Origin of the sequence: Geovibrio ferrireducens (assembly GCF_026226615.1) — a bacterium.
GTDB lineage: Bacteria > Chrysiogenota > Deferribacteres > Deferribacterales > Geovibrionaceae > Geovibrio > Geovibrio ferrireducens.
The window spans coordinates 285278-298984 of the sequence record NZ_JAJAPB010000001.1; the positions used below are offsets into that span (position 1 = coordinate 285278).

Here is a 13707-nt window from a genome sequence, read left to right on the forward strand (position 1 = left end):
CGCACAATCCGAATCTGCACATCCTGTCAGATTCAGATTAACGCTCGCGCCCTGCAAAGCATGGCTCCGCTGCGCACGGCGCAACTCCATCCATGGAGTTGTTTGTATGCCTTTTTACAGGCTCCTTAATTTATATTTTTAACAAGTTCATAACCTTATTTCAGCAAATCTATCAGCCATGCAAAGGCGGTCTTAACGCTGCGCTCCCTGATCGCCGGTCTGTCGCCGGAGAAGCCGTAGCCCTTCACCTCTGTTTTTCCGTTCACACTCACAGCTATGAACACAGTGCCCACAGGCTTTTCATCCGTTCCGCCGTCAGGCCCTGCTATGCCTGTAACAGCGGCTGCGCAGTCCGTTCCGAGCAGCTTTTTTGCACCCTCAGCCATGGCAAGGGCGCATTCCGCGCTCACAGCGCCGTGCGCCTCTATGACATCCGCCGGAACACCGAGGAGATTTATCTTAACATCATTGGAATATGACACTACTGAGCCCTTGAAAACAGCAGAGCTTCCGGAAACAGAGGTAATCTCAGCACCCAGCATGCCCCCTGTGCAGCTTTCAGCGAAGCCCGCAGTGAGCCCCTTCTCCTTAAGCATGCGCACCAGACGCGCCGGGAAGGTTTCGTCCCCGTAGCCGATAAAGTTATTCTCAAACGGTTTTCTCACCGCTTCTGCAAAGTTCTGCACAGCTTCCTCATCAAAGCCGCGCACCTTTACCAGTATGTCCCCTTTGCCGACATTGATTATGCAGTCTATCCCGTCCGGTATACCCAGTTCGCGGATAACATCATCAACCTCGGACTCCGGCTTGCCCGCTATGCGCAGATCGCGGATATGGCGCTCCCTGAGAGGGAAAAGCTCATGCAGCCACGGCAGAACCTGCTCATCGAACATGGGCTTCATCTCATAGGGAATGCCCGGCATGGAGATTATTCTTGCGCCTCCGCATTGAACGGAGAACCCGAAGGCTGTCCCCATGCGGTTAAAGAAGGTTCTGCACCCTTCGGGGAGCTTCGCCTGATGAAAGTGGTTTTCCTTGAGGTTTATGCCGAACTTGGCGAGACGTTTTTTTATGTGCTCAAGCTGCTCTTCGTTCAGAATGTAGTTTTTTCCGGCAACACGGCTGACCACCTCAGCCGTAAGGTCATCAAATGTGGGACCAAGACCGCCGGTGGTGATGATCAGATCATACTTTTCCGCTGCTTCCAGAAAGAGTTCCGCCATTCTGTCCATATTGTCGGGCAGAAGGCGGACATCCTCCACATTTATTCCGTGCTTAACAAGACGGGAGCCTATCCACGCCGAATTGGTGTCGGTAATGCTCCCTTCAAGCAGTTCGCTTCCGATGGCGAACACGGCCGCTGTTACAGTATTATCCACAGCAGACCTTTGAGCACAAGGAGCGCGCCTATGGAGTAAACCGCCGCTCCTATGTCATCCAGCATAACGGCAATTCCGCCGCCGATCTCTTCAAGCTTTCCGATGGGGTGCGGTTTCACTATATCAAATATGCGGAACAGCACAAACGCCCAGAAAAGGTTGTTGAGCGAGTTCTGAAAAAACAGCATGAGAAAGTAATAGGCGGCTATTTCGTCTATTACCACTTCAGGAGCGTCTTTCTCCCCTGTGGTTCTCTCATGGTATTCGGCGGCCAGAACACCCGCCGCGAACAGAATGATAAATAACATTATCTGGTAGAACAGGGAAAACCACCCTGTAAGAACAACCAGACCTACGCCGGCCAGCGTGCCTGCTGTGCCCGGTGCGTATGGACTTCTGCCCGAATAGAAACCGGTAGCGATAAAGTAAAGAATGTTGTGGATCATGTTAGTCAGTACCCCAGAGCCTCATTAGTTAAAGTTTCAGTGACGCGCATCATGCCGCCCTGAACATTTTATTGAAATCACCCCGCTATGGAGGCGGCTTCTTTTAAGTCTATCGTACCCTCATAAAAGGCTTTTCCGGCTATGGTTCCCTTTATGTTCGGATGTTTAAGCCCGTACAGGGCCCTGACATCACTTATATCTTTCAGCCCGCCGGAGGCTATGACACCCCACGGGCTTTTGTCCGCAAGGGCGGCTGTGGCTTCTATGTTAAGCCCCTGAAGCATGCCGTCACGGCTGATGTCCGTATAGATTACGCTTTCTATGCTGTAGCCTGCGTAGGTTTTCAGCACATCCTCCGCCTTTGTCTCGCTGGTTTCGTACCAGCCTTCGGTGGCAACATAGCCGTCCTTGGCATCTACTCCCAGTATAATCCTGTCCGGATAAGTTTCAGCGGCTTTTTTCACAAACTCCGGATCTTTTATCACAACAGTGCCCAGAATTGCGTATTTCACGCCTATGTCAAAGTATGCTTTTATCCTGTCCATATTGCGGATTCCGCCGCCGACCTCTATCTCCATATCCGCTTTTTTTATTATGCGCTTTATGGTTTCAAAGTTGGTCATCTCACCCTTTTTGGCTCCGTCCAGATCCACAATGTGGAGCCGTTTTATCCCCAGTTCGCGGAACTGAACCGCGGCCTCAGCAGGGTCGTCAAAGTATATCTTATAGTCGTCCATATCCCCCTGACGGAGGCGGACAGCCTTTCCGCCGAGAAGGTCGATAGCCGGAATTATCAGCATTTCCACTCCCCGAAATTTTTAAGCAGCCTGAGCCCCGTCGCCTGTGATTTTTCGGGGTGAAACTGGGTTGCGAATATATTATCCCTCGCAGCGGCGGCGGTGAACGTGACGCCGTATTCGCACTCTGCTGCGATTACGGATGAATCCTCCGACTGCACATAGTAGGAATGCACGAAGTACACCATATCGCCGTCATTTATACCTTTCAGCACAGGGTGCTCCTTCTGTTTTATGCTGAGGCTGTTCCAGCCCATGTGCGGAATCTTCATCCCCTGTTTAACTATTTCACCCGGAAACTTCTGCACTGAACCCCGGAAAATACCTAGGCCGTCATGCTCGCCGAACTCATAGCTTTTATCAAACAGCATCTGCATTCCCACACATATGCCTAAAAACGGTCTGCCGGAATCTATAACTCCGAGAACAGTTTCCCTCAGCCCGGCTTTTTCAAGCCCGCCGACACAGTCACCGAATGCGCCGACACCGGGCAGAACTACTTTATGGGCGGATTTTATAATTTGCGCATCAGAGGTGACCACCGCATCGTAGCCGAGGCTTTCAAACGCCTTCTGCACACTGCGGAGGTTACCCGCCTCATAGTCTATGACAGCGATTTTACTCACTTAACGTTCCCTTGGTGGACATTATTCTGTCCGATTCAACAACAACAGCATCTTTTATAGATCTGGCAACAGCCTTGAAAATTCCTTCTATTATGTGGTGGGTATTACGGCCGAATCTCTTTATTATGTGCAGGTTTACCGAGGCACGGTCAGCAAAGGCCTTGAAAAATTCCTCCACAAGCTCGGTCTCAAAACTACCCACACGCACAGCCTGAATATCAGCGGCATAGTTGAGGTATGTCCTCCCGCTGAAATCTATTGCGCATTCTATAAGGGTTTCATCCATGGGGAGAAGGAAAAAACCGTAACGCCTTATTCCTTTTTTATCGCCGAGAGCTTTCTTAAACGCATCGCCGAGGCATATTCCTATGTCCTCCACCGTGTGATGGTCGTCCACGTTGGTATCGCCTTTTGCGATCACTTCGAGGTCAAAGCCCCCGTGACGCGCGAAAAGCTCCAGCATGTGGTTGAGAAAGCCCACGCCTGTGGTTATTTTGCTCTCGCCTGAACCGTCTATGTTCAGCTTAAGGTAAATATCCGTTTCGTTTGTTTTTCTGGTAATTTCCGCGATGCGGTTTTGGTTCATTTCGGGTTAACCTCCCTAAGGCATGCGGGCAAGCATGTTATAAGAGTGTCATAAGTGGTGCGGACAGTCTGTTTTCCCTTTATTTTTAACGGATTTTATCATACATTACCGAAAAATAAATAACTATTTTCCTTTATCGGAAAAGCTGCCTGAGTCCGTTTTTCCCCTGCGGAGCCGCAAATGAAATACTATAAAAATCTTCAGAAAAGCTACGACGTTGCAGAAGATGATCTGCGCAATATTGCCTCCCTCAAAGAGATTATGGAAAAACATAAGGAAGACTTTGTAAGAGATGTCTTTGAGAGCTTCACAAAAAAGTTCCGCCTGCCGGACAGCGTGTACCCTGTTGTGCTGGCAAAGCACAGAGAGTTTCTTTTAACATGGTACGACAGGTTTTTTGAAGCCAGACTGAACAATGCATACCTCGCATACCTCGAAAAATTCGGCAATCTCCAGAAGAAATATGAAATAGACTATGAATGGATAAACGCCATGATGAGCTATATCCGCCTGTGGATTCACGAACGTATTTTTCAGAGTCTGGACGATGACGTGTACAGAAAAAATATTCTCTTAAGCGTTCATAAATTTATGGATATAAATGTTGATGCCGTCAATTACGCTTTCTGCGAAAACAAAATCAGGGAATATACATCTATATTCAGTATAAAGAACTTTGTGGTTTCCGTTTCGGAGAAGTTTTCCTTCCTCATGCACACGCTGATGGTGGGCATACTGATCATAATGACGGCCGCCGCCGCTGTGCTCTTCGGGATTGAGATACTGCATCTGCTGGAGGAAAACGCGGACAAGGTTCTTATTACCGCTCTGGGCTCGCTGCTTATTATCTGGGTTCTGGTGGAGCTTCTCCACACGGAGATCCAGATGCTGAAAGGGGGCAAGTTCAAGATAAGCATTTTCATCGGTGTGGCGCTCATCGCGTTCATCCGTGACCTGCTCATCATAACGCTTAAGCACGAAACATCCAATCCGATGACATACGGATTTGTTCTGGTATCAATAGCGGTACTGGGAGTAATATACTGGATGATTACAAAAACGGAAAAATAAAGGAAGGTCAAAGGATGATTAAAGAACTGGCGAAAAAACTGTTCGGCGACTTTAACCAGAGATACCTGAAAAAGGTAGCAGGTGTTGTCGATAAAATAAACTCTCTTGAGGCGGTTTTCGAAAGAAAATCCATCGAGGAGCTTAAAACCTCCACTGCGGAGTTCCGCAGAAGGCTGGAAAACGGGGAAAGCATTGACGATCTCCTTCCTGAGGCATTCGCCGCCGTCAGAGAAGTGAGCAAACGCAGAATGAACATGAGGCATTTCGATGTTCAGCTCATAGGCGGTTACGCTCTGCACAAAGGCAGAATATCAGAGATGAAAACCGGTGAGGGTAAAACCCTTGTGGCTACTCTCGCCCTTTATCTCAATGCACTTGAGGGCAAGGGCGCGCACCTTGTCACCGTGAATGACTATCTGGCAAGGCGTGATGCGCAGTGGATGAGCCCGATTTACATCACCCTCGGCCTCAGTGTGGGTATCATACAGCATGAGGCATCATCGCTTGTGGAGTGGGAGAACGAAGACGCACTCACCACAAAAATCACCCCATGCACCAGAAAAGACGCATACGCCGCAGACATAACCTACGGAACCAACAACGAATTCGGGTTTGACTATCTGCGTGACAACATGAAGCTCTCCGTGAATGACATGTCCCAGAGAAAGCTTCACTACGCCATAGTGGATGAAGTGGACAGTATTCTTATAGACGAAGCAAGAACGCCCCTGATCATCAGCGGACCCACAGACATATCCACCAATGTTTACTACAAAATTGACGAGGTAATCCGCCAGCTTGCCCCGGAGACATCCTATAAAGTTGACGAGAAAAGACGCGATGTTCAGCTCCTGGATGCGGGCATAAACTCAATCGAGAAAACCCTCGGACTGGAAAACCTTTTTGATGTCGCCAATGTTGATACTCTCCACTATGTAAACAACTCACTTAAGGCTCACGCAGTTTTCAAGCGTGACAAAGATTATGTTGTGGAAAACGGCAAGGTTATCATTGTTGATGAGTTTACCGGCAGGCTCATGCCCGGAAGAAGATACTCCGACGGGCAGCACCAGGCAATAGAGGCCAAGGAGCAGGTGGTAATAGAGAACGAGAACCAGACTCTGGCCTCCATCACCTTCCAGAACTATTTCCGCATGTACGCCAAGCTTGCGGGTATGACGGGTACAGCCGCCACAGAAGCTGGCGAGTTCATGCAGATATACAACCTCGGCGTTGTAAGCATACCCACTCACCGCAAAATGGTGCGTAATGACAGGGCTGACGTTATCTACAAAACCGCCCGCGAGAAGTACGAAGCTATCATAGCCGAAATAGAAGAGATGAACAAACTCGGCCGCCCCGTTCTTGTGGGCACATCATCCATTGAAAAATCCGAGCTTGTCAGCAAAATGCTTGAGAAAAGAAAGATTAAGCATGAAGTCCTCAACGCCAAGCACCACGAACGCGAAGCGCAGATAGTTGCCCTCGCCGGACAGAAAAACGCAGTCACCATCGCCACCAACATGGCGGGACGAGGAACGGACATCAAGCTGGGTGAAGGCGTTCTTGATCTCGGCGGTCTTCATATTCTCGGCACTGAACGAAACGAATCCAGAAGGATAGACAATCAGCTCAGAGGCCGTGCCGGCCGTCAGGGGGATGCGGGTTCATCAAGATTCTTCCTCAGCCTTGAGGATGACCTTATGCGCATCTTCGGTTCCGAAAAAATCTCCTACATTATGAACAAACTCGGCATGAAGGACGGAGAGCCCATTGAGCATAATATAATTTCCAAAGCCATAGAGAATGCCCAGAAAAAAGTTGAGGCAATGAACTTTGAGGTGCGTAAGTATCTGCTGGATTACGATAACGTAATGAACCAGCAGAGGACGATTGTCTACGGCCTCCGTAACAGCATCCTCAATAAGGAGCAGGTGGAGGAAGTTGCCAGGGAAACCATAAACAATACCCTCAACTCTCTGTATGACGAATTTGTATCGGCGCACGAAAAGCCTGATCTTGAAGGCTTCAATAAGGCGCTGAAGGAAACCTTCGCCATTGATGACATATCCACTGATGTCAAAAAGTCTGAGGATTTTCTCAATACTGCCGCTCAGAAAATCAAAGAGAAATTTGAAGCCAAAAAGGCCGAATTCGGCGAACACTACAGAGGCCTTTTCAGCTACCTGATGATAAGCATGCTGGATGACAAATGGAAGGAGCACCTGCTCAGCATGGATCACCTCCGTGACAGCGTGCGCCTCAGAGGCTACGGACAGAAAGATCCGCTCAACGAATATAAACGTGAGGCCTTCAACCTCTTCGCAGGGCTCATGGACAGAGTATATTCCAACACCTGCCGCATTCTCTTCAACGTGAGAATGGGGCAGAAACAGGAAGACGTGGATCTTGAAAAGAAGGAACAGGAAAGGCAGAAAACCGCTAAAATATCCGAAGAACGCAGAGACGTACTCTCTGCCGCGCCCAAAGAGGAAAAAGCGAAACCTGTCAGGAGAGTGGTTCCCAAAGTCGGCAGAAACGATGACTGCCCATGCGGAAGCGGCAAAAAATATAAGAAATGCTGCGGTCAGAGCGAAGCAGACAGTGAAGATGTTTAAATTCCGGGCATTTTGTTGCTAAATTAAGTATATAATTCAGAGTATTTGCGGGGGGCTTTTTCGATGGGAAAAGTCCCCCGTTTTATTTAAAGCAGAATAAGCAGAATATAAACTGCCGCAACACCGGAGGCGAATACAGCAATCAGGCTTCTGCCCAGAAATGCCAGAGCAGCGGAAACAGCTATTCCGCCCGCTGCGGCGATGGGCGGATTGACTGAAAACAATGCTCCGGGGAATATAAGCGCGCCGAGCGATGCATAGGGGATGAACCTGAGAAACCTGTTCAGCCACGGCGCGAGACGCATATTTTTCAGAAAGACCATGGGCAGCATTCTGGGTATGTATGTCACCAGTGCCATGAGTATGATTATATTAAGCTTGCTCATTCTCTTCCCCGTGCAGGCAGGCCGCTGCAAGTGCCCCTGCCATAGTTGCGCTGACAATCATCCACCCTGAACCCATCTCAAAAAACGGCTGAAAATACAATGCTCCGCTGACTGCCATTGAGCAGAGCGCGGCTGTGACCGCCGGTCTTGTTCTTTTGAGTTCGGGCACAAGCAGCCCTATGAATAAGGCATAAAGCCCGAAGGTGAGGCTCTGCTTGAGGGTATCGCTCAGGACTGACCCTGCCATTACTCCCACGACAGTTCCCGCTGCCCATGCGCTGTAAGCTGTGAAGTTAAGTCCGTAAAGGTATGAAGGCGCAATCCTCTCCCCGCCGCTCATACTTGCCACTGCGAATGTTTCATCAGTAACACCGAACGAAGCCAGCGCGGACTGAGCGCCGGTAGTCTCCTCCGGCAGCCTTCTGGAGAGGGATGAACTCATCAGAAAATGGCGGAAGTTAAGGACAAAAGTTGTGAGAACTATCTCCCAGCCCCCTACCCCCATACCGAACATACCTGCGCCGACAAACTGGGACGCACCCGCAAAGACTATGAGAGACATGAGGACAGCAAGCCAGCCGTCCAGCCCTGCTGAAACCGCAGTGAGCCCAAACGAAACTGCCACAGGAAAATAACCCGCAGCTATGGGAAGAGCCTGTCTGAAACCTTTTGAAATCTGATTTGACAAAGGAAATACCTGCCATTGGTTAAGAGATTTTAAGTACCTATTATATAAAATGTTTCATGTGAAACAACAGAAATTTCAGTCGAAGAATTCAACACCTGCGGCGCTTTCGTGCTCATTCTCTTTCTCAGCCAGCCATTCTCCGGTGGAAAAACGCTCCACATGAAATGCTGTGATAAAGTATGCCTCACCGCCGCATATCATTCCGCCGCTGCCAATCACTGCAGTATTTACCGCAGCATAGCCCGGATAGTCCGCCCTGTTTTCCTGTAATTTATGTTCTATGAGAGATGCAAAATGCGCAGCGAGCTTGTCCAGTCCGCAGGCATCCCCGGAGATGAACAGAACCCTTCCGTCCGGCTGTTTCTCGCCTTTAAAATTGGAATCATGCAGAACAGCCAGAGTTTTCATGTCCAGATATTCTTCCGGCAGTGCGGGGGAAATGACTGCATGGCGGAAAACTTTCATCAATCACCGGAATAAGCGTTATGTCTAAAGGAAAGCGACTTTCTCCACCCTGTTGCGTCCTCTGCTTTTTGCCATGTAGAGGGCATCATCGGCGGTTTTAATAAGCAGATCCCTTGACTGGAGGAGAACATACTCTGTAACGCCGAAGCTGCATGTGACTCTCCCCACGTGGGAAAACTGCTGGCGCTCTATCTTGCCGCGTATTTTATCCGCAAGGGCGAATCCGCCGTTTAAATCAGTTTCGGGAGCGAGAACAACAAACTCCTCTCCGCCGTAACGGGCAAAGGTGTCCACCACGCGGACATTCTGCTTAACCAGATGGGCTATTTCCTTAATGATACTGTCGCCGACCTGCCTTCCGTAGCGTTCGTTTATTTCACTGAAACCGTCTATATCAAATAAAATAAGGCACAGAGGGCGTGTGTAGCGCTGAACCCTGTAAAGCTCACGGTCAAGTTCCTCAACAAACTTCTGCCTGTTCACAACACCCGTAAGAGGATCAACCATCGCAGGTGTTTCTCTCATTACTGTTGATGCTTCCAGATTGGAAATATCAACCATGGAAACAAGCACAGAGCTTTCCTCCTCCACTTTGTTTATACGCACAAGGAAGTTTTTGGCCTCACTCTTAAGTTTGCCTGCGCCCTGCATCTTGAGCACTGCCTCGTCAAGGCCTTCTGCCGCTGCCTTTTTCAGCCAGTTTCGCAAATCTGCCCCGCAGTAGCCGCTGCCATCCTTAAGAATATTAACGTTTTCCAGAGCGGAAGTTTTTGTGCCGATCTCCGCCATATCCTCATAGCCGATGTAGTGGAGGAATGCGGTATTGATATAATAGATTTTTTCAAGGTCAGTAATGAGATAAAACTCCGCAGAGTTTTCCATAACAAGGCGGAGCAGCCTGTCTTTCTTGGCTTTTTCCTTCTGCTGAATAATATTGAGCGCAACTTCGCTGAGCAGGCTTCTGAGCTTTTTGATGTCCACAGGCTTTTTTATGTATTTCATTGCGCCTATGTCTATGGAACCGACGAGATATTTCTCATCATCGTACCCGGTGGTTATTATAATAGGTACGTCCGCGTTCTCTTTCCTTATCTCTTCCGCCATTTCAAGCCCGTTCATGAGCGGCATCTGAATATCGGTTATAATAATGTCCGGCTTCTCGGTTTTGAAAACCTCAAGCCCTTCTATTCCGTCGGACGCACTGTAGACCACGCCGAAGTTCTTGCTGAGGAAGCCGGAAAGCTTATCCCTCGCATCTGATTCATCTTCAACACAAAGTATCGTGATTTCCTTCATTGCTTCAGGGAAATCTTCCGCCCATTTGTTCATCTCAACCTTCATAACTTACATAATAATATTTATCAAACATAATGACAGGGTAAAATTACCTGTCGCTAACACTTTTTTCCTGCATAGCCTCTGCCATTGCCTTCAGAAGCGAATGCGCAAAAACCGGTTTTTTAATGATTGCTTTCCCTTCCGTTATGATACCCTTTCCTCTCAGGGATTCGTCATCATACCCTGTCATGTAGATTATCGGCAGGTTTCCGTATTTCTCAAGGAGAGCCTCAGCAGCCATCACACTGCCTGAATCCGCCAGCACCATATCTATCACCGCAATGGAGACCTCTCCGAGATATTCCAGCTTATTATACATGGACGGATAACCGTCAAAACACACTGCTCTGTACCCGAACTCGCTGAGCATGGTCTCTATGCCTTCCCTGACTCCCGGATCATCATCAATCACAACAACAGAGCCGCTGAGCTTCACCAGACTGTCCGCTGTTGCAGCGGCGAATGATATTTCATCTATGTCAATAAGGGGAAACTCCAGCGTAAAAACAGTCCCCTGACCCAGCACGCTTTCACAAAAGATCTTTGCCCCGTGAGAGTCCATGAGGTCTTTGACTATGGCAAGCCCAAGCCCCGTCCCCTTTCCTTCGCTCTTAGTGGTAAAGAAGGGCTTGAAAATATTCGCCAGAACATCAGCGGGCATCCCTGTCCCGGTATCCCCTATGCGGATCAGCACGCTCTTTCCTGAAAGGCTTTTAGAGGCCGATACTGTGAGCAGCCCACCGTCCGGCATAGCATCCCTTGCATTGTTTGCAAGGTTAAGGAGAATCTGCTCAATCTGTGATTCTATAGCTCTTATTCTGGCGCCTCCGCATTCCGTCTCCACATCTATTACAATGTCCTCCGGAAAAACCAGAGAGATAATATCGGTCACTTTTCTCACTGTGCGGTCTGCATCTATAATCCTGAATTCCTGCTCCTGCTTCCGGCTGTATCCCAGTAGCCCCTGAGTGAGGGATCTGCCTGATTCTGCAAGCTCCACCAGCTTATCCGCGAGGTAGCTGACATCCTTTCTGTCTTTCAGCTTGCGGCTTATTACCCCGGCAAAGCCCCCCACTGCTGTCAGCACATTATTAAAATCATGGGCTATGCCCCCCGCAAGCTCTCCCAGTGTTTCCATCTTCTGGGCGTGGATAAGCTGCATCTTCATCTCATTTGCAAGGGTGGCGTCCTCATCAAAGAACGCAAGATTGGTTATCTCCCCTTTTGAATTCCTGATAGGCGAAACAAACGACAGAACCTCTATTTCGCCTCCGTCCCTCGTTTTGCTCTTTGTGCGGCCTGCCCATCTTCTCCCGGAGAGAACCGTGGACCAGATGCGCTCATACTCGCCGCTGTCATCCAGAACACTTTTTATAACATTTATATTGCTGCCTATTATGTCTTTCTCGCTGAAACCTGTCTGCCTGTGGAGCTTTGGATTAGCGTATGTTATTGTTCCGTCCTTCTCAGTTACAAATATGCCGGAGGTGCTGTACTCCACCACCTGCATCATACGCATGGCATTTTCGTGGGTGCGTATCTTTTCGCTCAGATCTTCAAGCCGTGCGTAAAAAAGGCTCTCGTTCTTTCTGTAAACAAGCTGAACTGTGGCCTCGCTCTGGTGGATTTCCCCGGTTTTGGAAATGATCTCAGTGAACAGCACAATTCTGTCCTGCTCGCCGTCTGCAACACCTGAGAGCCTTTCCCTCAGAACCTCAGCGCTGAGATTGCGCACAAGATCCACAGGGGTCATATTCCGGAGCTCGCCGAAGCTGTAGCCTGTTTTCTCTATAACTGCGCGGTTTACATATCTGAATTTAAGGGTTTTTTCATCTATCAGGAAAATGAAATCGCGGCTCTCCTCTATAATGTCTATAAGGAGCTCCTTTTCGTATTCCTCCGCATTTTCTTTCAGCACTTTTTTTCTGCTGAGCAAAGTTTTAACCGAGTCCATAAGGCCTATTATGTCGTCCTTAGTGCGGAAGTCGGCCGCACCACGCCTGACACACTCCACAGCGCCGCGCACATCGGAATAGGCAGAAAAGACAAATACCGGAATCTCCCGTCCGGAGGCGTTTATAATATCGAGTATTTCAAAAGCATCGGTTTTGCTGAGGTATTCCTCCGTCACAACCATATCCCAGTGGCGGCCTGTGAGGAGTTCGTGAAATTCGTCGGTCGTTGCGGCGAGTGCGTGGATCTCTATTGTGAAATGTTTTTTGAGCGCTTCAAGAATTCTGTTTTTTTCAACCCCGGAGTCTTCTACAAAAAGAACACTGACAGATGGCAACATAATCACACCGCCTGAGAATCGGGGAAACGCTGCGGGACAATGAAGCCCGCAGTCAGAACAGCGGCAATGGAACTGCCGGAGCGCTTTTTACGGCCGGGGTTAACCCCTGTAGCCGAATTTGACAGAAAGCGCTTTCGCCGCTTCCTGAACAATATGCGCAACCTCGGCCTCAACACGCTCCATAGGTATGCGTTCAACAGGAGCGCTAACACTGATCCCCGCTATAACATTGCCCATGAAGTCTCTCACCGGAGCGCCCACACATCTTACGCCGAGTTCGTATTCCTCGTCGTCCAAGGAGTAGCCTCTCTCTTTAATAAGTTTGAGATCTGCCTTGAGAGCGTCCATTGAGCCTATTGTGTTTTTGGTGAAGGTTATCATTTCACCCGGATAAAGCTTATCAATATCGCGCTGGTCGTAATATGCAAGCTGAGCCTTGCCTGTGGCTGTGGCATATGCAGGACCCACATTTCCTATTCTGGGAAGAACCCTGACCGCGTGATCTGTCTCTATTACATTAAGGTAAACGACATTGCCGTCCCTCATTACGCTGATATAGGCTGATTCCCCGGTCTGCTGTTTAAGCTGCTGGAGAACCTGAATGGAGATTTCGATTATGTTCAGCTTATTTATATAAGCCTGAGAGATCTGGAAGGTTTTCACACCGAGTCTGAAATTGCCTGTGTAGCGGTTATATTCCACATATCCGAACATCTCAAGCGTGGCCAGAAGTTTGTTTACATTGCTTCTGGTGAGGTTGAGCTTGGTAACCACATCGCTTATGCTGAGTTCGTGCTCACCGTCGCCGAGGAGCTCCAGAATATCTATGGCGTTGTTGACCGCCTGTACGGCATATTCCGACTTATCTCTTTTCATCTTAATCTCCGATAATAAATTAAAACCAAACGTTGTTACGAAAAGCGGCAACTAACGCATAGGTATTTAAATCTATTACATTATCTTATTTTTTGTCAATATAAATTCATGTTTGAGCGGGGGCATGCCAAACCCCCG

At 48.8% G+C, this 13707-nt stretch carries 13 protein-coding genes; 2 read left to right on the forward strand and 11 right to left on the reverse strand.

From position 1 onward, the window contains the following. Positions 1-155: 155 nt before the first annotated feature. From OSQ85_RS01305 to hisB, 5 genes are all read right to left on the reverse strand, one after another. Positions 156-1379, reverse strand: a complete 1224-nt coding sequence (locus OSQ85_RS01305; RefSeq protein ID WP_265820838.1) for a CinA family nicotinamide mononucleotide deamidase-related protein — start codon at positions 1377-1379, stop codon at positions 156-158. Further along, positions 1364-1825, reverse strand: coding sequence for a phosphatidylglycerophosphatase A family protein (locus OSQ85_RS01310; protein WP_265820840.1), 462 nt, complete (start codon positions 1823-1825; stop codon positions 1364-1366). The genes OSQ85_RS01305 and OSQ85_RS01310 overlap by 16 nt, the downstream gene beginning before the upstream one ends. A 77-nt stretch (positions 1826-1902) precedes the next feature. After that, positions 1903-2625, reverse strand: a complete 723-nt coding sequence (hisA, locus tag OSQ85_RS01315; protein WP_265820841.1) for a 1-(5-phosphoribosyl)-5-[(5-phosphoribosylamino)methylideneamino]imidazole-4-carboxamide isomerase — start codon at positions 2623-2625, stop codon at positions 1903-1905. Next, on the reverse strand, positions 2619-3248 hold the full coding sequence (hisH, locus tag OSQ85_RS01320; RefSeq protein WP_265820842.1) for an imidazole glycerol phosphate synthase subunit HisH: 630 nt from the start codon (positions 3246-3248) through the stop codon (positions 2619-2621). The genes hisA and hisH overlap by 7 nt, the downstream gene beginning before the upstream one ends. Beyond that, a complete protein-coding gene (hisB, locus tag OSQ85_RS01325; protein ID WP_265820844.1) occupies positions 3241-3834 on the reverse strand; it encodes an imidazoleglycerol-phosphate dehydratase HisB in 594 nt (197 codons plus the stop codon). Before hisB ends, hisH begins: the two co-directional genes overlap by 8 nt. Before the next feature lie 180 nt (positions 3835-4014). Between hisB and OSQ85_RS01330 the strand changes: the two genes are divergently transcribed. Beyond that, entirely contained in the window at positions 4015-4905 is an 891-nt protein-coding gene (locus tag OSQ85_RS01330; protein WP_265820846.1) for a phosphate-starvation-inducible PsiE family protein, read from the forward strand. A gap of 14 nt (positions 4906-4919) precedes the next feature. Next, entirely contained in the window at positions 4920-7523 is a 2604-nt protein-coding gene (gene secA, locus OSQ85_RS01335) for a preprotein translocase subunit SecA (protein ID WP_265820847.1), read from the forward strand. Between the two features lie 86 nt (positions 7524-7609). On the opposite strand, the gene OSQ85_RS01340 is transcribed toward secA, so the two are convergent. From OSQ85_RS01340 to OSQ85_RS01365, 6 genes are all read right to left on the reverse strand, one after another. Then, entirely contained in the window at positions 7610-7909 is a 300-nt protein-coding gene (locus OSQ85_RS01340) for an AzlD domain-containing protein (protein ID WP_265820848.1), read from the reverse strand. Continuing rightward, positions 7896-8597, reverse strand: a complete 702-nt coding sequence (locus OSQ85_RS01345) for an AzlC family ABC transporter permease (protein ID WP_265820849.1) — start codon at positions 8595-8597, stop codon at positions 7896-7898. The genes OSQ85_RS01340 and OSQ85_RS01345 overlap by 14 nt, the downstream gene beginning before the upstream one ends. Before the next feature lie 75 nt (positions 8598-8672). Continuing rightward, a complete protein-coding gene (locus OSQ85_RS01350; RefSeq protein WP_265820850.1) occupies positions 8673-9062 on the reverse strand; it encodes a hypothetical protein in 390 nt (129 codons plus the stop codon). Between the two features lie 24 nt (positions 9063-9086). After that, a complete protein-coding gene (locus OSQ85_RS01355) occupies positions 9087-10358 on the reverse strand; it encodes a GGDEF domain-containing response regulator (RefSeq protein ID WP_265820851.1) in 1272 nt (423 codons plus the stop codon). An 88-nt stretch (positions 10359-10446) separates the two neighbouring features. Then, positions 10447-12693 (reverse strand): PAS domain S-box protein, encoded by a 2247-nt coding sequence (locus OSQ85_RS01360; RefSeq protein ID WP_265820852.1) that lies wholly within the window; start codon positions 12691-12693, stop codon positions 10447-10449. A 99-nt stretch (positions 12694-12792) separates the two neighbouring features. Continuing rightward, complete coding sequence (locus OSQ85_RS01365; protein ID WP_265820853.1) at positions 12793-13569, reverse strand: IclR family transcriptional regulator; 777 nt, start codon at positions 13567-13569, stop codon at positions 12793-12795. Between the last annotated feature and the right edge of the window lie 138 nt (positions 13570-13707).